This is a genomic window from Brenneria rubrifaciens, from assembly GCF_005484945.1.
In the GTDB taxonomy this organism is placed as follows: Bacteria; Pseudomonadota; Gammaproteobacteria; order Enterobacterales; family Enterobacteriaceae; genus Brenneria; species Brenneria rubrifaciens.
The window spans coordinates 1,096,976-1,115,020 of sequence record NZ_CP034035.1; the positions used below are offsets into that span (position 1 = coordinate 1,096,976).

At 54.9% G+C, this 18,045-nt stretch carries 18 protein-coding genes; 9 read left to right on the forward strand and 9 right to left on the reverse strand.

Annotated elements, in window-relative coordinates; all coding sequences use genetic code 11:
• Positions 1-19: 19 nt before the first annotated feature.
• From EH207_RS05115 to purM, 4 genes are all read right to left on the reverse strand, one after another.
• On the reverse strand, positions 20-943 hold the full coding sequence (locus tag EH207_RS05115; protein WP_137713014.1) for a PstS family phosphate ABC transporter substrate-binding protein: 924 nt from the start codon (positions 941-943) through the stop codon (positions 20-22).
• Positions 940-1,935, reverse strand: coding sequence for a PstS family phosphate ABC transporter substrate-binding protein (locus EH207_RS05120; protein ID WP_137713015.1), 996 nt, complete (start codon positions 1,933-1,935; stop codon positions 940-942). Before EH207_RS05120 ends, EH207_RS05115 begins: the two co-directional genes overlap by 4 nt.
• A gap of 353 nt (positions 1,936-2,288) precedes the next feature.
• The gene (gene purN / locus EH207_RS05125; RefSeq protein WP_137713016.1) at positions 2,289-2,927 is read right to left on the reverse strand and encodes a phosphoribosylglycinamide formyltransferase; all 639 of its coding nucleotides are present in this window, start codon (positions 2,925-2,927) and stop codon (positions 2,289-2,291) included.
• Positions 2,927-3,964 carry a phosphoribosylformylglycinamidine cyclo-ligase gene (gene purM, locus EH207_RS05130; RefSeq protein ID WP_137713017.1) on the reverse strand — a complete coding sequence of 346 codons (1,038 nt, stop codon included), beginning with the start codon at positions 3,962-3,964 and terminating at the stop codon, positions 2,927-2,929. The genes purN and purM overlap by 1 nt, the downstream gene beginning before the upstream one ends.
• 366 nt (positions 3,965-4,330) lie before the next feature.
• Here purM and upp point away from each other — a divergent pair, with 366 nt between their 5' ends.
• From upp to hda, 3 genes are all read left to right on the forward strand, one after another.
• Positions 4,331-4,957, forward strand: a complete 627-nt coding sequence (gene upp, locus EH207_RS05135) for a uracil phosphoribosyltransferase (RefSeq protein WP_137713018.1) — start codon at positions 4,331-4,333, stop codon at positions 4,955-4,957.
• Between the two features lie 217 nt (positions 4,958-5,174).
• A complete protein-coding gene (uraA, locus tag EH207_RS05140; protein WP_137713019.1) occupies positions 5,175-6,467 on the forward strand; it encodes a uracil permease in 1,293 nt (430 codons plus the stop codon).
• 105 nt (positions 6,468-6,572) lie between these two features.
• On the forward strand, positions 6,573-7,289 hold the full coding sequence (gene hda / locus EH207_RS05145; RefSeq protein ID WP_137713020.1) for a DnaA inactivator Hda: 717 nt from the start codon (positions 6,573-6,575) through the stop codon (positions 7,287-7,289).
• 84 nt (positions 7,290-7,373) lie between these two features.
• Here the strand turns inward: hda and arsC are convergent, their stop codons facing one another.
• From arsC to EH207_RS05165, 4 genes are all read right to left on the reverse strand, one after another.
• Entirely contained in the window at positions 7,374-7,730 is a 357-nt protein-coding gene (gene arsC / locus EH207_RS05150) for an arsenate reductase (glutaredoxin) (protein WP_137713021.1), read from the reverse strand.
• Between the two features lie 29 nt (positions 7,731-7,759).
• Positions 7,760-9,223 carry a beta-barrel assembly-enhancing protease gene (gene bepA / locus EH207_RS05155; RefSeq protein ID WP_137713022.1) on the reverse strand — a complete coding sequence of 488 codons (1,464 nt, stop codon included), beginning with the start codon at positions 9,221-9,223 and terminating at the stop codon, positions 7,760-7,762.
• A gap of 191 nt (positions 9,224-9,414) precedes the next feature.
• The gene (bcp, locus tag EH207_RS05160; protein ID WP_137713023.1) at positions 9,415-9,882 is read right to left on the reverse strand and encodes a thioredoxin-dependent thiol peroxidase; all 468 of its coding nucleotides are present in this window, start codon (positions 9,880-9,882) and stop codon (positions 9,415-9,417) included.
• Positions 9,883-9,884: 2 nt separating this feature from the next.
• The gene (locus EH207_RS05165; RefSeq protein ID WP_175413723.1) at positions 9,885-10,457 is read right to left on the reverse strand and encodes a glycine cleavage system transcriptional repressor; all 573 of its coding nucleotides are present in this window, start codon (positions 10,455-10,457) and stop codon (positions 9,885-9,887) included.
• Between the two features lie 544 nt (positions 10,458-11,001).
• Between EH207_RS05165 and dapA the strand changes: the two genes are divergently transcribed.
• The 3 genes from dapA to purC all read left to right on the forward strand — a co-directional run bounded on the left by dapA (position 11,002) and on the right by purC (position 13,751).
• Positions 11,002-11,880: a 4-hydroxy-tetrahydrodipicolinate synthase gene (gene dapA, locus EH207_RS05170; RefSeq protein WP_137713025.1), complete on the forward strand. Its 879-nt coding sequence runs from the start codon at positions 11,002-11,004 to the stop codon at positions 11,878-11,880.
• A gap of 16 nt (positions 11,881-11,896) precedes the next feature.
• Positions 11,897-12,934: an outer membrane protein assembly factor BamC gene (gene bamC, locus EH207_RS05175; RefSeq protein ID WP_137713026.1), complete on the forward strand. Its 1,038-nt coding sequence runs from the start codon at positions 11,897-11,899 to the stop codon at positions 12,932-12,934.
• Positions 12,935-13,037: 103 nt separating this feature from the next.
• Positions 13,038-13,751 carry a phosphoribosylaminoimidazolesuccinocarboxamide synthase gene (gene purC, locus EH207_RS05180; protein ID WP_137713027.1) on the forward strand — a complete coding sequence of 238 codons (714 nt, stop codon included), beginning with the start codon at positions 13,038-13,040 and terminating at the stop codon, positions 13,749-13,751.
• Positions 13,752-13,910: 159 nt separating this feature from the next.
• Here the strand turns inward: purC and EH207_RS18095 are convergent, their stop codons facing one another.
• Positions 13,911-14,087, reverse strand: coding sequence for a hypothetical protein (locus tag EH207_RS18095; RefSeq protein WP_175413642.1), 177 nt, complete (start codon positions 14,085-14,087; stop codon positions 13,911-13,913).
• Between EH207_RS18095 and EH207_RS05185 the strand changes: the two genes are divergently transcribed.
• The 3 genes from EH207_RS05185 to EH207_RS05195 all read left to right on the forward strand — a co-directional run bounded on the left by EH207_RS05185 (position 14,086) and on the right by EH207_RS05195 (position 18,028).
• Positions 14,086-15,288 carry an amino acid deaminase gene (locus tag EH207_RS05185; RefSeq protein ID WP_137713028.1) on the forward strand — a complete coding sequence of 401 codons (1,203 nt, stop codon included), beginning with the start codon at positions 14,086-14,088 and terminating at the stop codon, positions 15,286-15,288. The two genes, EH207_RS18095 and EH207_RS05185, sit on opposite strands and share 2 nt — an antisense overlap.
• A 203-nt stretch (positions 15,289-15,491) precedes the next feature.
• Entirely contained in the window at positions 15,492-15,944 is a 453-nt protein-coding gene (locus tag EH207_RS05190; RefSeq protein ID WP_137713029.1) for a DUF441 domain-containing protein, read from the forward strand.
• Positions 15,945-15,961: 17 nt separating this feature from the next.
• Positions 15,962-18,028, forward strand: a complete 2,067-nt coding sequence (locus EH207_RS05195; RefSeq protein WP_137713030.1) for a tRNA(Met) cytidine acetyltransferase TmcA — start codon at positions 15,962-15,964, stop codon at positions 18,026-18,028.
• The last annotated feature ends 17 nt before the right edge of the window (positions 18,029-18,045 follow it).

Here is an 18,045-nt window from a genome sequence, read left to right on the forward strand (position 1 = left end):
AATTTTCATGAAAAATAACCTACATGAGCGCAACGTGTTCACGCTGAATGTTCAGCATTGCCGGGGGCAGAGGAACATAGCCTTCCGCACTGTGCGTTTGGCCGGCAATCACCGTTTGTCCGGCTGGCGAAAGCGTCAGCAGCAACCACGCTTTAAGCAGGGCGCTGAGTTTAGCCCCTGGAGGGAGGTCGACATACAGCGAAATAAAGCTGGATAGGGGGTATTTCCCCAACTCGACGTGCGACAACTGCGGTGTATAAAAGGCGGCGTTTTCCGCATCGGACGCCAGCGGCACAATACGCACATCCTGGGAAAATTCCGCTGCATTGCACCAGCCGAGGGAACCTAAACCAAAGGGATCTTCCGCTACCGCCTCAATCACCGCCTTGCGATCGGCAAGGGCTTCATAATGGCGAGGGTAGTGGCGCTCTGCCAGATACGCGTGGCGAAAAGCGGTTGCATATTTGCCATTATCGCGCAGGCCGTAAAGATGAATGCGTCGTGACCGCCATTTACCGCCCAGTCCGAGTTGTTGCCAGCAGGCGATGTCGCCGGTTGGCGCACCGGCGGAAAAAACGGCCGCCAGTTGGGACATCGTGAGCCCTGGCAACGGATTGGAACGGTGCGCATAAATCGCGGGCGGGGTTTTCGCGGACGGACGCGGGCCATGTCCAGTATAACCCACGTGAATCGCCGTTGGCAGGTAACCTTTCGCATTGACAAATGCGGCCAGTTCATGCGGCCAGGGCGCGCGCGACATAGGCGCAACCCAACTGGCATCGGCCCCCAGCGCCATAATCGCCGTCGAGGAGCCTTTTAACGTGCAGTTAAACGAAATGTGAGGATACCGACGGCAAAACAGATCGCACCAGGGGATGACCAATGACGCCATTCCATCGTTGCCGATAATGGTTAATTGTTGCTCTGATCGTGTTGAATTCATGAGTGAACCGTCAATAATGCCAGTTGTTTGTCTGCGTCAGCCTCATCAAGCGGGGTAAAGCGTTCAGCGTGATCCGCGATGATTTTCTGTCCCTGCCGGGAGAGAATAAACCGTGAAAATTCCAGCGCCGCGCCATCCGCCACAGGGGGATTTTTGAGCGGCAGGTACAGGTAAAGAAAACGGGCCAGCGGGTAAGCGCCGCCGACGCTGGCCGTTGGTTGTTCCGATGAGAAAGCGGGTTGGCCATCATAAGCCAGAGATAGCATACGTAAATCGGGCGTTTCCCTTCCTATTTCAGCAATGCCTATCCCATAGGGATGGTTTTCCAGTCTTGCGAGCAGCGCATCGGTATCCGGGAAGTATTCACAGTTAGCATGAAGCTCGCGCCCGGCAAAATGGTATTTTTGCATATAACCGATGAGCGCGCTGTCTTCTGCGGTAGTGAGGGGGAAAATACCCCCTGCTTGCCAATGCTGTTCCAGTCCCAACTGTCCCCAACGGGAATAATCCCCGCCTGGATTGCCGAGCGTAAAAATGCGCGTCAACTGGGCGAGAGTTAATTTTTTCAATGGATTGCTGCGATGAACATAAACCCCCAAAGAGCTGGCCGGGCACGCGGTTGTGCCATGCGAGCCGATGGCAACGCGAAGGGCAAAAGGGGCGGTACCGACTTGTTTCTTATAAGGTACGGCTTCCGCCAGGGTAATTTCTCTCTCCACTATTGCCATCGTCGCTCTGGCGTTGATGAGATAAGCGAAAGCCGAGGCTTCACCCCGCAAGTCGGTTTCAACCTGAATATTGGGATAGAACAGCCTGAATGCTTCAATGATCTTCTCAAGCAGGGTAGCGGCGTCAGCGGCGCCGGTGATCCGAATAACACCGGCGGGAAACGGATTATCCGGTGGGAAACGTTCATTTAGCCTGTTGGATATTTCACCGGCGCTGTCGCCGTGATCGGGCCGGGCTTTACCGGCAAAAAAGTCTGCATTCAATCCTGTTTCCTCGGTGTTCTAAACGGCGGGTAAGTGCGCACTCGTGGGCGATAATGACTCATTTTTTATAATGATAAGAATTATTATTATCTTTTACGGTCATGATGAAGAATGCCGCTGTAGTAGTCAATCACTTGGGAGGTTTGTCAATCAGGTCATGAAAAGGGCTGACCTGCCGTTGAGAATGTGACCGCGAATGTGTGAATCAAGCATCCTCAGCCATTCGCCAGATAACCAGATAAAGAGAGGAACCGCACCCGGACGCGATGATTCGCATGAAGGATAAAATAAGGTGGGGTGAAAGCCTTTGGCAAGATGTACATCCCTATCAGTATGGATGTACATCCAACCCATTATTCCGCCGCATAACCCTGGGGCGGAATGCGAACGCCATCCAGCCACGCCTGGTTTTCGCGCATGAGCAGGCGACCATTCAGAAACCAATTCACGACCATGGGATAGATCGTGTGTTCCTGTGTTTGCACGCGTGCGTTCAACGTTTCTTCCGTGTCGTTGCTGAACACGGGGACTTTCGCCTGCAAAATCAGCGGCCCGCCATCCAGCTCATCCGTCACAAAATGCACGGACGTGCCGTGTACGGTATCGCCGTTTTCCAGCGCTTTGCGGTGCGTATGCAGTCCAGGATATTTCGGCAACAGCGAGGGGTGGATATTGAGCAATTTACCGGCAAACTGCGCGACAAAATCGGGACTCAGAATCCGCATATAGCCCGCCAGCACCACCAGCGCCGGTTGATACTGTTCGATTTCCTGCGCCAGGGCCGCATCGTAGGCCACGCGATCGGGGAAGTCTTCCGGGCTGAGGGTATGCGCCGGAATATCCGCATCCTGTGCAATCTGTAAGCCGAGGGCTTCAGGGTTGTTGCTGAATACCGCGGCTATCTTTGCTTTAGTCCGTCCGCCCTTGCAGGCGTCAATCAACGCCTGCAAATTGCTTCCCTGACCTGATATCAAGACAACGATGTTTTTCATCAGTTAATGACCACTGCGTCTCCGGCATCGGTTTGCGTAATGACGCCGATTTTCCATGCGTTTTCGCCACTGCTGTTCAACAACGCGATGGCCTCGTCTGCCTGCTCGGTCGGCATTGCGATGATCATACCAACACCACAGTTAAAAGTGCGATACATTTCGTGACGGCTGACATTGCCAGCCTGTTGCAGCCAGTTAAACACCGCCGGCCAAGCCCAACTGGATTCGTCGATCGTCGCCTGCATGCCTTCCGGCAGTACGCGAGGAATATTTTCCCAGAAGCCGCCGCCGGTCAGGTGGGAGATCGCGTGTACGTCAACTTTTTCAATCAGGGAGAGGATGGATTTCACGTAAATTTTGGTCGGCGCCAGCAGGTGGTCGGCCAGCGGCTTACCTTCCAGTATAAACTGCTCGGGATCGGCCTGGCTGACTTCAAGGATTTTTCGTACCAGCGAGTAACCGTTCGAGTGCGGACCGCTGGACGCGAGGGCAATCAGAACATCGCCGGATTGTACTTTGCTGCCATCAATGATTTCGGATTTCTCAACCACGCCAACGCAGAAACCCGCCACGTCGTAATCTTCGCCGTGGTACATGCCCGGCATTTCAGCGGTTTCGCCGCCGACCAGCGCACAGCCAGACTGTTTGCAGCCTTCCGCGATACCGGTGATGACGCTGGCGGCCGTATCCACATCCAGTTTGCCGGTGGCGTAATAGTCGAGGAAAAAGAGCGGTTCGGCGCCCTGTACGACCAGATCGTTAACGCACATGGCGACCAGATCGATGCCAATCGTATCGTGACGCTTAAGATCCATCGCCAGACGCAGTTTGGTGCCGACTCCGTCAGTGCCGGAAACCAGAATCGGTTCACGGTATTTTTGCGGCAAGGCGCATAAGGCGCCGAAACCACCCAGCCCGCCCATGACTTCCGGGCGGCGAGTCTGTTTCACTACACCTTTGATGCGGTCTACCAATGCGTTGCCAGCATCAATATCCACACCTGCGTCTTTATAGCTGAGAGAGGTTTTGTCGGTCACTGCGGGGTCCCCACGAAGGTTACAATTTGTGGTTTAAAAAAAACAACGGGTCGTTAAAAAATCGAGCGCGCTAATTCTAACAGCGCGGGCAATCGTTTGCGAGTGATGTGTCACCGGCTGCCGGTTTTTCCTCATTGCCTTCGCCTCTTTTTGTCCGTCTTCACGCAAATTGCAATCTATTGGGTATGCACGGTAATTTCCCTTATCGGTTGATCTGGATCAGGCTTAATCATATAGCACGAGGCAAAAAAAGCGGTATAATCCGGCGATTTTTTTAGCGCCAGGCTATCCTGCCGGCCGCCGCAAACGGTGTTTAAAAACGTCTCCGGCGTTTTTTGTCCGTCCACTGTTCAGGGGGAGTAATTGATGAAGATCGTCGAGGTGAAACACCCGCTCGTCAAACACAAACTGGGTCTGATGCGTGAGCACGATATCAGTACCAAGCGTTTTCGTGAGCTGGCTTCCGAAGTCGGCAGTTTATTGACCTATGAAGCAACCGCCGATTTAGCCACCGAAAAAGTGACCATTGAGGGGTGGTGCGGCCCGGTTGAAGTCGATCAAATCAAAGGCAAAAAAATTACCGTTGTGCCTATCTTGCGCGCAGGTCTGGGGATGATGGAAGGCGTGTTGGAAAATGTTCCCAGCGCACGTATCAGCGTTGTCGGTATCTACCGTAATGAAGAGACGCTGGAACCGGTGCCCTATTTCCAAAAGCTGGTTTCTCACATCGAAGAACGGATGGCGCTGGTGGTGGACCCGATGCTGGCGACCGGCGGTTCAATGATTGCCACGATTGACCTGCTGAAAAAAGCGGGCTGTCAATGCATCAAGGTGCTGGTATTGGTTGCGGCGCCGGAAGGGATCGCCGCGCTGGAGAAAGCGCACCCGGACGTCGAGTTGTATACGGCGTCGATTGATAAGGGGCTTAACGAGCGTGGTTACATCATGCCGGGTCTGGGCGATGCAGGCGATAAAATATTTGGTACTAAATAGCCGGAACGCCGACTGATTCAGTCGGTTTTTTTGCGGCAGGCTATTCCGCCTGCTGACCGCACGATGCGGCGTTTTGGGCGCGAGCCGCCCCCCAGGAAACGTAATCATCAGCCTGAATAAATCGGCTCCGCTGTGGGGGAGAGTTAACTCTGGCTGCCATAACCGGTGTTGACATCAGCCGTACACAACAAATAGCAACGTTACAGAGGATATAAAGATGACTCGTCGCGCCATCGGGGTAAGTGAACGTCCACCCTTGTTACAAACCATCCCGCTGAGCTTTCAACATCTGTTCGCGATGTTCGGCGCCACCGTTCTGGTGCCTATCCTATTCAAAATCAACCCGGCGACGGTACTGCTCTTCAACGGTATTGGCACGTTGCTTTATTTGTTTATCTGCAAAGGCAAGATCCCTGCCTACCTGGGCTCCAGTTTTGCATTCATTTCACCGGTATTGCTGCTATTACCGTTGGGCTATGAGGTTGCGCTGGGCGGCTTTATCATGTGCGGCGCGCTGTTCTGTCTGGTGGCGCTGATTGTTAAAAAAGCCGGCACCGGTTGGCTGGGTGTGTTGTTCCCGCCAGCGGCGATGGGGGCGATCGTGGCGGTCATCGGCCTCGAACTGGCGGGCGTTGCCGCTGGTATGGCCGGATTATTGCCTGCCGACGGTACGGCAATGGATACCACCGCCGTCACTATTTCACTGTTCACGCTGGCGGTGACAATCCTCGGAACGGTACTATTTCGGGGCTTTCTGGCGATTATCCCGATTTTGATTGGCGTATTGGCGGGGTATGCGCTGTCGTTTCTCCTGGGCGTGGTGGATTTTACCTCCATCGGCGAGGCGCGCTGGTTTGCGCTGCCAACCTTTTATACGCCGCGTTTTGAATGGTTCGCCATTCTGACGGTTTTGCCCGCCGCCTTAGTGGTGATCGCCGAGCATGTCGGCCATCTGGTGGTGACGGCGAACATCGTCAAGAAAGATCTTATGCGCGAGCCGGGGTTGCATCGTTCCCTGTTCGCCAACGGTATTTCTACCATTCTGTCTGGATTCTTTGGTTCAACACCCAATACCACCTACGGTGAAAACATCGGCGTACTGGCTATCACCAGGGTATACAGTACCTGGGTCATCGGCGGTGCGGCGATCATCGCCATTCTGCTCGCCTGCGTCGGTAAACTGGCCGCGGCGATACAGGCCGTACCGGTTCCGGTAATGGGCGGCGTGTCGTTACTGTTGTATGGGGTAATCGGCGCGTCGGGTATCCGCGTGCTGATTGAATCCAAAGTGGACTACAACAAAGCGCAGAACCTGATTCTGACCTCGGTGATCCTGATCATCGGCGTCAGCGGCGCCAAAGTACATCTGGGCGCGACCGAACTGAAAGGCATGGCGCTGGCTACCGTGGTGGGTATCGGTATGAGCCTGTTATTCAAGGTGATTAGCCTGTTCCGCAAAGAAGAGGCGATTATTGATGCGCCTGACGCGGAAGAAAGGTCGCTGCGCTAAGGCGGTTTTAGGGCTTTGCCTTGCTCTGTTGAGGAGAGACTCGTCCGGCGACGTCCTCAACAGAGCCGAGTTTCTGTGGTAAACTTGAGCGGTTTACTGCCTGTCTTGCTTGAGGTAATTCTGAACACGCCGGCACAGCTTTCATTGCCACTTTATTTACCGGATGATGAAACATTCGCCAGTTTCCATCCGGGAGAGAACGCGTCCCTTCTCGCCGCCATAACCAATGCGCTGCGTCAGGAGCACGGCAGTTATATTTACTTCTGGTCGCGGGAGGGGGGAGGCCGTAGTCATCTGCTTCATGCGGCCTGTGCCGATTTATCCCGTTATGGTCGGGCGGTTGGCTATGTGCCGTTGGATAAACGCGCCTATTTCGTGCCTGAAGTGCTGGATGGCATGGAGCAACTGGCGCTGGTGTGCATCGATAATATCGAATCCATTGCAGGTGATGAAGCCTGGGAAATGGCCGTCTTCAATCTCTATAACCGCATTCAGGAAACCGACCATGCCCGGTTGCTGATTTCCGGCGATCGTCCTCCGCGTCAACTGAATCTGCGGCTTCCCGACCTCTCTTCACGCCTGGACTGGGGGCAGATTTACAAGTTGCAACCGCTGTCCGATCAAGAGAAAGGCGAGGCGTTGCAACTGCGGGCGAAACTCCGTGGCTTTGAACTGCCGGAAGATGTCAGCCGTTTTTTGCTTAAACGTCTGGACCGTGAAATGCGTACTCTGTTTATGACGCTGGATCAGCTCGATCATGCCTCCATCACCGCCCAGCGCAAGCTGACCATTCCTTTTGTGAAAGAGATCCTCGGGCTGTAGCCCAAAGTTTTTTATGGCGGGCTATCCCTGCCCGCCACCCTTTGGGCCGTTGCTTCACAATATTAAAAATCGCGGGCGGTTTTTTTATAGTATTTCCAATACTTGCTCGGGCGGACGCCCAATGCGGGCCTGTTGCCCGACCACCACCACAGGACGCTCGATTAGCCCCGGATTATCGGCCATCGCCTGAATCAGCTCCGCCTCTGTCAGTGATGGTTCAGAAAGATTCAACTGCGGGTAAAGCGCGTCTTTCTTGCGCATCAGGTCACGAGCGCTGCTCAGGCCGAGTTGCTGAATTAAACGGGTCAGCGTATCCGCATCGGGGGGCGTATCCAGATAGTGCACCACATCGGGTTCAATGCCGTGCTGACGTAGCAGCGCCAGCGTTTCACGGCTCTTGGAACAGCGCGGGTTGTGGTAAATCGTTACGTGTTGAGCCACCGTCAATTATCCTCAGTGTTTATCGGGCGTCAGGATTTCTGGTACTGTTGGAAACGCTGCTGAAGCAGACGCAACTGGTCGATACGGGCATCGTAGCGGGCCTGTTCGAGACTGCCGAGTTTGACCTGTGAACTGGCATTGCTGAGCAGGCGTATGGATTGGTCGAGTTGTCCGCTGAGCGCCATGCTTTCCGCTCTGGCCGATAATTCTTCCGCGCGTAATCCCTGTGCGGCGGAAGCTTGCGCCAGCAGATCCCAGCCGTTGGGATCGTCAGGATGCGCATAAGTATAACGATAGAGAATTCTGCTCGCGGCGGCTGGCTGTTTTCCCTCAACGTAAGCGTTCGCCAGGTTGAGTTGCAGCACAGGGTTGTTTTGTACTCCTGAGGCGTTTTGCAGCCGGTTAATGGCCTGTGCAGCGCGGTTTTGCCCCAGATCAATGTCGGTCATCAAGTCAAGAAACCACGGACTAGCAGGCGCTTTGTTCAGCAAAGGCTGCAACACATTGCGCGCCTCATCGTATTTTTTTGCCTGATAAAAGCGGATCGCCTGCCCGTATTGGGCGGCCAACTGCTCACGCGTATTGCCTTTTGCCCAGGCATCCAGCAGGTCGTCGCTAAGCGGTTTGTCGATAGAGCCATACATGCCAAAGCTACGCACTTTCGCCAACAGAAAATCCTGCGATGATTGAACCGGCGTTGAGCGCATTTGATTGGCGCGGTTACGCGCATCGGCCAGACGGCTTTCGGGCAAGGGGTGGGTAAGCAGAATCTCCGGCGGTTTCGAGGCATAACGTGACTGGTCGGCCAGCTTTTGCATGAAGTCGGGCATGGCTTGCGCATTGAAGCCGGCACGTTGCAGCACCTGAATACCGATGCGATCCGCTTCCTGTTCATTAGCCTGAGTAAAGGTGATCATTCCCTGCTGGGTGCCCGCCATCGTCCCGCTCAACGCCGCCATCCCCAACTGAGGATTCGCCATCGCCAGGAGAATGGAGCCGAGCGCACCCACCCAGGTCAGCGGCGCGTTACGCTGCTGCGACTCCATGGTTCGGGCCAGATGACGCTGGGTAACGTGCGAAATTTCATGCGCCAGTACCGAGGCCAGTTCGCTTTCGTTGTCCGCGTAGCGAAACAGAGCCGAGTGCAGCACCACGTTGCCGCCAAAAAAGGCGAAGGCGTTGATGTCATCATTGCGAATCAGGAAAAAGTGGAAAGGGGTGCGCACCGAATCCGCCTGTTTTACCAGCCGGTTTCCCAACTGATTGATGTAATTGGACAGCAAAGGATCGTTAATCAGCGGCGCGCCGGCCCGTAGCTGGCGGACATAAAAATCGCCCATCGCCAGTTCCTGATTGATGCTGAGCGTGCCGCCGGCGGTGGTGCCGATATCAGGCAGCCTGTCCTGAATTTCGGCCTGAACGGGAAGCAGTGAACCGGTCAGCAATGTCCCCAGCAGGACGGCAACGACCGTTTTTCTTAACCGGCTAGTCATAACGGAAAATAACCTTATCAACAGCCAACATTAAAGCGTTTCGCTAATCATCTTAGCCAGCAGCGGCAAACAAAGAAATATTCGGACGGGAAAAACATGGCGGATGCAAACAATGTGTGCAGCAAACGGCATTCTGGCAACCCGCGCTCTGACTGACACAGCGCGCGGGGGAAATTGCCGGAAAACGTCCGTCAGACGGTTCTCAGGTAGTCGAGAACGATGTCGTGGTGATTACTGGTTTTGAAATCGTCAAAAACCTTCTCCACTTTACCGTTTTCGTCAATCAGGAAGCTGATGCGGTGAATACCGTCATAGGTTTTCCCCATGAACGTCTTTTCACCCCACACGCCGAATCCTTCTGAAACTTCATGGTTTTCATCAGATAACAGCGTGAAATTCAATAGCTCTTTCTCGGCGAAGAGAGACAGTTTTTCAGGCCTGTCGGTACTGATACCCACGACTTCAACGCCATATTTTTTCAGGTCGTCCATGTTGTCACGCAGTCCGCATGCCTGCACGGTACAGCCTGGCGTCATGGCTTTAGGGTAGAAATACACCAACACTTTCTGTCCCTGGAAGTCGGTTAAATTTACTTGTTCGCCGTCCTGGTCGGGCAAGCTAAATTTCGGTGCGATATCGCCGGCTTTCAGTGTATTCATCACTACTCTCCATCTTTCTCTTCATGCTGTGGATAGTTCACGACGCTAATACTGCCTTGTGCGTGCAGTTCTGTACATAGCTGATAGAAGGCTGGCTCAATAATTGCCCCATCCAGCATCGCAGGACTGTGCGCGGTGATCTGAATATACAACTGCGCCGGCTTCTCGCCTTCGGCGTTTTGCGTTTTGGAAACCAATTCGGCAATGTTCATCCGGTGGGAATCAAACAGATCGGTGAAACGCTCAATAATATGGGGGGAGTCGGCCACATCCACTTTCACCCATACGGTGGAAGGCACTGGCGGCCTTGCCTGAGATTCGGTGCGTTTCATGACGATCAGTAGATCCATTTCCGCCCCTTTCAACGGCAGCGTGGACTCGATCAGCGTAATCGCGTTCCAACTCCCAGAAAGCAGCATAATAAACGTGAACTCTTTGCCCAGCATGGCAAGACGACTATCTTCTATATTACAGCCGCAACTGCTGACGTGGCGGGTAATGGCGTTAACAATTCCGGGGCGATCGACGCCCAGCGCAGTAATAACCAGATAGTGCACTTGTGAGCTCGGCAAAATGATGCTTCCTGTCTTTCTTCATTGAAATTACATGGTAAACATAAAAAATTGCCGGGAGCAATTTTTAACGCCGCTTGCGGCGGCCCGAAGGGTGGCGGGCAGGGATAGCCCGCCATCAAAAAGCCGGGAGCAATTTTTAACGCCGCTTGCGGCGGCCCGAAGGGTGGCGGGCAGGGATAGCCCGCCATCAAAAAGCCGGGAGCAATTTTTAACGCCGCTTGCGGCGGCCCGAAGGGTGGCGGGCAGGGATAGCCCGCCATCAAAAAGCCGGGAGCAATTTTTAACGCCGCTTGCGGCGGCCATAAAAAATCGCTGAATGTGATCGGATCGTCGCTTCTTATCGTCCGGGGAAGGTAGGTTAAACGTCTGTCATAAAAAACGCCGTCGTGTTTTTTAACGCCGCGTGCGGCGGCCTGAAAGGTGACGGGCAGAGCATGCCGTCACAAAAAAACCGTGTGGCGGGTGTTTACAGCGTCCTTGTGCGCTTGCTTTTGCATAGAGGTCAAAAGTACCATGAGGCACTTGTTTGTGAAGGGGATGGCCAATGTTTACGGGAAGTATTGTTGCGCTGGTTACACCGATGGACGCCAAAGGCGCCGTCGATCGTGCGAGCCTTAAAAAACTGATTGATTATCATGTCGTTAGCGGTACATCAGCGATTGTCTCCGTCGGAACGACAGGTGAGTCCGCCACGCTCAGCCATGATGAGCATGGTGATGTGGTCATGGCCACGCTGGAACTGAGCGACGGCCGTATTCCGGTTATTGCCGGCACGGGCGCCAATGCCACCGCGGAAGGAATTTCGTTGACCAAACGCTTTCACGGCACGGGCGTCGTGGGGTGTCTGACGGTAACGCCCTATTACAACCGGCCGACTCAGGAAGGCTTGTATCAGCACTTCAAAGCGATCGCCGAGCATACCGACCTGCCGCAAATCCTGTATAACGTCCCTTCCCGTACCGGCTGCGATATGCTGCCTGAAACCATCGCGCGGTTGTCTGAAATTAAAAATATCGTTGCTGTTAAAGAAGCGACGGGGAACTTAAGCCGGGTTAGCCAGATCCAAGAGCAGGTTAGTGAAGACTTCATTCTGTTGAGCGGCGACGACGCCAGCGGTCTGGACTTCATGCAACTTGGGGGCAAAGGCGTCATTTCCGTCACGGCCAACATCGCGGCCCGTGAAATGGCTGAGCTTTGCAAACTGGCGGCGCAGGGCAATTTTGTTGAAGCGCGTCGTTTGAACCAGCGCCTGATGCCATTGCATCAAAAATTATTTGTTGAACCCAATCCTATCCCGGTGAAATGGGCCTGTAAGGAATTGGGACTCATAGCGGCTGACACGCTTCGCCTGCCGATGACGCCACTGACTGACTCCGGTCGGACGGTATTGGATCGCGCGCTGAAACAAGCGGGTTTGCTGTAACCGTTAGGGAGAGTTGATGAGTTATTCATTACAAAAGTCGATGGCGGCAAAAGCAATTGGCATATCGTTAGTAATGCTGTTGGCCGCGTGTTCCAGCGATCAGCGCTATAAGCGCCAGGTGAGTGGCGATGAGTCTTATCTGACGGCGCCGGCGCAAAAAGCGCTGAATGCGCCAGCCGGTATTATTTTACCGGTACAGAACGGCGATTATGACGTACCGCAGGCAAATCAGAATGGCGATGTAGGCAAAGCGCTGGACATTCGTCCCCCCTTGCAACCATTGGCTTTGTTAAATGGTTCCCGTTCCCAGATTTCGGGTGGCACGGCAACGCTGTTATTAGAAAACAGTGCGCAGAACAGCCAGCTTTGGCCTCAGGTGGTGCGCGTCGTGCAGGATAAAGGCTTCACGATCGCCAGTCGTCAGGACGCCGATCAGACACTGACGACGGACTGGATCATGTGGCAGCGCCAGGATGAGGATGAGCAGTATCAGGGGCGTTATCAGATCTCGGTTCAGCCGCAAGGCTATCAGGTCGCGGTGATGGTCAAACTACTGGCATTGCAGCAGCAAAATAATCCGGTCAATGATCCATCCCAGCGCCAGCGTTATGTTGGGCTAATGCTGAATACTATCAGTGAAGAGTTGGACAATCAGGCAACCGCCCGTGAAAACGCGCGGGCAAACCGTAACGCGGGTTCGCTGGATGTGCAGAGCGGAGCGGATGATTCGGGCCTGCCATTGCTGGTGGTGCGCGGTCCTTATTCCGCAGTGTGGGAGCGTTTACCCACCGCCCTGAGCAAAATTGGCATGGAGGTTACCGATCGCAGTCGTCCTCAGGGATCGGTGTCCGTCACTTATAAAGCGCCGGGCAGCGGTTCGTGGGATAATTTAGGCGCGAAAGATCCTGAATTACCCAACGGCGATTATAAATTGCAGGTCGGCGATTTGGGTAACCGTAGCAGTCTACAGTTTATTGACTCCAAAGGACGTACCCTGAGTCAGTCGCAGAACGATGCGCTGGTGGCCGTGTTCCAGGCGGCATTCACTAAGTAACTTGTAAGGGTCGGATTTCCGGCCCTTCTTCATTATCAATCAATCCGGGCGTTAAATTCTCGGGCCGTCAGTGGCTGGCCCTTACTGTGTGGAGTAATAAAAGATGCAAAAGCTAGCTGAGTTGTATCGTGGGAAGGCGAAAACTGTCTACGCCACCGAAGATCCTGATCTGCTGGTGCTGGAGTTTCGCAATGATACGTCAGCAGGGGATGGTGCTCGCATTGAGCAGTTTGATCGTAAAGGAATGGTGAATAACAAGTTCAATCATTTCATCATGAGCAAACTGGAAGAAGCCGGCATCCCGACGCAGATGGTGAGCCTGCTCTCCGATACCGAAGTGCTGGTAAAAAAACTGGACATGGTGCCGGTAGAGTGTGTGGTGCGTAACCGTGCCGCCGGGTCGCTGGTAAAACGTCTGGGTATCGAAGAAGGTATTGAACTGAGTCCGCCGCTGTTTGACCTGTTCCTGAAAAACGACGCCATGCACGATCCCATGGTGAACGAGTCTTACTGCAAGACATTCGGCTGGGTGAATGAAGAGAATCTGGCTCGCATGAAAGAATTGAGTTATAAGGCGAATGACGTGCTGAGCAAACTGTTTGGCGACGCAGGCCTGATTCTGGTCGATTTCAAACTGGAGTTCGGTTTGTTTAAGGGCGAAGTGGTGCTGGGCGATGAGTTCTCTCCCGATGGTAGTCGCCTGTGGGATACAGCGACGCTGAATAAAATGGACAAAGATCGCTTCCGCCAGAGCCTCGGCGGGGTGATTGAGGCTTACGAAGAAGTTGCGCGCCGTATTGGTGTAAAACTGGACTAGCAGCGCAATCGTTTTCGTTACGGTCTGTCAGATTTGCAATGTGTCTGACAGACTGACCGCTTTGACCCGCCCTGTACCGGATAAATCTGTGATGCAGAGATACTCCCTTCGATTTTATTCCCACGGGTGATTTTGCGTTACTGGAGGGGGGCAACCTTGTCACCGCACGTCTTTTTGTGTGAAATTCGCCAGTCGTTTCAAAAAGGCTTTTTCGATAGCTTTGCCGATACCGGTACATACAACACACTGTTTTTCCAGGTTTTGTATCGTGGCGCCGCGTGGTGATGGAGCAACGGCAGTCTGGCAGGCAAGGCAGATAATCTGGAGTACATGCATGTCCTATGCTGATAAAGGCATGGCCCGCGTTGGAGATAACCTGCTGAAACAGGTTAGCCTGCCTGCGCTGGTACTGCATCAACGGGCGCTGAATCATAATCTGCGCTGGATGCAGAATTATGCTAACCAACATCGGGCGCAACTGGCGCCACACGGAAAAACCACCATGGCCCCGGCGCTTTTTCAGCGCCAGTTAGCACATGGGGCGTGGGGGATTACGCTGGCGACGGCGGTACAAAGCTCAGTAGCTTATGATCACGGCGTGCGGCGAATTTTAATGGCCAATCAGTTGGTCGGCGAACCCAATATGGCGATTATCGCCGGGCTGCTGGAGCAGGGCGGGCTGGAGTTTCATTGTCTGGTGGAAAACCCGGACAACGTGCGGGCGCTGGGGGATTATTTTGGCGCTCAGGGACAACAGTTGAACGTGATGCTGGAAATTGGCGTGCCGCATGGTCGCTGCGGTTGTCGAACCGGGCGACAGATTCAGGCGGTGCTGGACGTTATCGATGCATCACCCGCGCTGGTGTTGACGGGAATAGAAGGCTACGAAGGGGTGATCCACGGCGAGCAACCGGAAAGCGCGATCCGGGATTTTGCCGCCTATCTGGTGGATACCGCCGTGTCGCTACAGGCGCAGGGAAAATTTGGCGTCAGCCATCCCTATGTCACCGCGTCTGGGTCAGCCTGGTACGATCTGATTGCCAGCGAGTTTGCGCGTTTGCGGGCGAATACGCAGTTCGTTCCGTTGTTGCGGCCGGGGTGTTATCTGGTTCACGATCATGGATTGTATAAAGTGGCGCAGGCCGGCGTATTGCATCGTCACCCGGAGATGGATAGCGCATTGCAGCCAGCGATGGAAGTGTGGGCGCATGTGCAATCTCTGCCGGAAGCGGGATGCGCCATTATCGCGCTGGGTAAACGAGATATCGCCTTTGACGCCGGGTATCCCGAACCGCTGCGTCACTATCCCATAGGCGAGGGCGATCGTGCTGCAGTGGTATTCGGGCCGGATTACCACATCACGGCAATGATGGATCAGCACGCTTTTTTGCGAATTCCGGCGGAACATGGTCTGCGTGTTGGCGATATTATCGCGTTTGGCGCTTCTCATCCCTGCCTGACGTTTGATAAATGGCGCCAGATCGGTCTGGTGGATGATGAGTTAAACGTGATCGAGATTATGCCGACATTTTTCTGACGCCATTGTGCCCAGAGGATGGCTTTTGGTGATACCTCTTCTGTTCAACATAGGAGGGATCACGCTTTACGTTTCCATCGCAATGCGGCCCGAAAAACGCTCAGCCGGTAACTTTTGAGTCATGTTGTCTGGTGCTAACATTCGCCGCTTGCGCGTATGCCACCGTTAATGATTTTTCCCCGATTCATGGGCAAGGACCTTTCATGGCCTATTTTGATCCAACGTTGTTAATTTTACTGGCGCTGGCCGGGCTTGGCGTCATCAGCCATAACATGACGGTTACGCTGGCCATCCTGATTTTACTGATCGTGCGGATTACGCCGCTGAATCTTTATTTCCCGTGGGTGGAGAAATACGGCCTGAGTATTGGCATCGTCATTCTTACTGTTGGCGTCATGGCCCCTATCGCCAGCGGAAAGATTACCGCCAGCGAGGTGATGCAATCGTTTCTGCACTGGAAATCGCTGCTGGCGATTTTGATCGGCGTGGCGGTGTCGTGGCTGGGCGGGCGTGGTGTTTCCCTGATGAGCCATCAGCCCTCCGTGGTGGCGGGCCTGCTGGTCGGCACGGTGATGGGCGTCGCCCTGTTCCGTGGGATCCCCGTCGGGCCGTTGATTGCCGCCGGCCTGCTTTCCCTGCTGATTGGCAAAACCTGATTTTCCCGGTGAACGGTATGTCCTGTGATTTTATCCGCAGTCAATACCAGCAGCAATGCTATGGCGTTCGCCGTCTTCTGACCATCAGCGGGGAAGCGGACTGGAGTGCGCGGCAGGCTTTGGCGCTCAGCGCCTTGTCGCAGGAGGAGTGGTTGTGGATCAGCGATCGTGCGCCGGATGGCGTGACCGCATTACCTGCCGGTAAAGTCAGAACACTACTCGGGCGTGAACGCGGTCATGTGGTCTTTGACGCCCGACGGGGACTGGATGTTGAGGCGCTGGCGATGCTGGCAGGGACGCTAAAGGCAGGAAGCCATCTGCTGTTGCTGGTTCCGCCGTGGCGGGAATGGCCGGATTTGCCCGATGAGGATAGCCTGCGCTGGAGTGAACAACCACAGCCGATCGCTACGCCGCACTTTGTTGTTCATTTCCAGCGGCAATTGCTTGCCGATGATGAGGTGACTATCTGGCGCCAGGGACAAGAGTTGGTCATCAGACCGCTGGCTTCACGTCCCCATTGGCGGCCCGCCAGCGGGGAACCTACCGCCCGGCAGCAACATATTCTGGCCCAGTTGTGCGCTGCCCGGCGGGGCGTCTATGTGATCACCGCGCCGCGCGGACGTGGAAAATCGTCGTTGGCGGGCATGTTGACGCAACGCTGCGCCGGGCCTTGCTGGATAACGGCGCCATCCCGTTCCGCGACGGATGTGCTGCAACGCTACGCCCGTAGTGACGCACGGTTCTGGGCGCCGGATGCGCTGCTTGAATATTGCCGCCTTAATCCGCTACCGCAAATTGACTGGCTGTTGATTGATGAAGCCGCCGCGATCCCGTCTTTCGTTCTGAACGCGCTGCTCAAATATTTTCCGCGCATCCTTATGACGACCACGGTGCAAGGATATGAAGGCACCGGGCGCGGGTTTTTGCTGAAGTTTTGTGCGGCGTTGCCGCGGTGGCAGGCATTTACCCTGGATGAACCCTTGCGCTGGGCTAATCACGATCCGCTGGAGCGCGTGCTGGACCATGCGCTGCTGTTTGCCGAACCGCCATCGTTTAACATGCCTTTGGCGCTGACGGAAAAGGCGTTACCGGCGCGTGAGATCCGGGAGGAAAGGGCTGATGACTGGCTGCGTCAGCCGCAACGGATGCAACAATGTTATGCGCTGTTGTGCAGTGCGCATTATCGTACCTCGCCGCTCGATTTACGCCGCCTGCTGGATGCGCCCGGTATGCATGTCTATAGCGCCGGCGTATCGGGTGACATAAGTGGCATTCTGTGGATGGTGGACGAAGGGGGGGTATCCCCCGAACTGGCACATGAGATATGGGCCGGACGGCGCCGTCCGCGTGGCAATCTGGTGGCGCAATCTCTGGCGGCCCACGGTGGGCAATGGACTGCGCCGATGCTCCGCTCGCGGCGTATCAGCCGTATTGCAATCGCCGCCGTTTACCGGCGGCAGGGTATCGGGCAGGCCCTGATCGGGCATGGGAAACTGACGGCGCAATCACAGGCGTTGGATTATCTGTCGGTGAGTTTTGGTTATCAGCCGGATCTGTGGGCGTTCTGGCAAGCCTGTGGTTTTCAACTGGTGCGCGTTGGCAGCCATCTTGAGGCCAGCAGCGGCTGTTACAGTGCGATGGCGCTACTGCCATTAAGCGCGGCGGGGCGGCAATTGACAGGACAAGGCGTGAAGCAACTGGCGCGGGATTGGTTCTGGCTGCGTCGCCTTATTCCGCTGGATTTGCCATTGCCGCTGAATGAAGGCGCCGAGCTGGATGAAGAGGACTGGCGCACGCTGGCAGGGTTCGCTTTTGCCAGCCGGCCGATGGAATCGTGTTATGCGGCGCTGTGCCGATTGGTTTCTCATTCCCGGTTAGCGTTGCCGGCATTGCGCCTGCTGGTTGAAAAACAACTCGATAAGGAACTGTTCGTAGCAACGCTCCGAGTGCCGGGGAAAAAGGCGCTGCTGCGGCAATGGCGCGAGGAAACCGCCACCGCGTTGCGCGATAGCGATTTGCCTGCCTGCCGGCATTGGCGGAATTGGGTGCGAAATGAAAGACGCTGCGGGGATGGGGCGGATTAGCGGTTATTCCGCCGCCG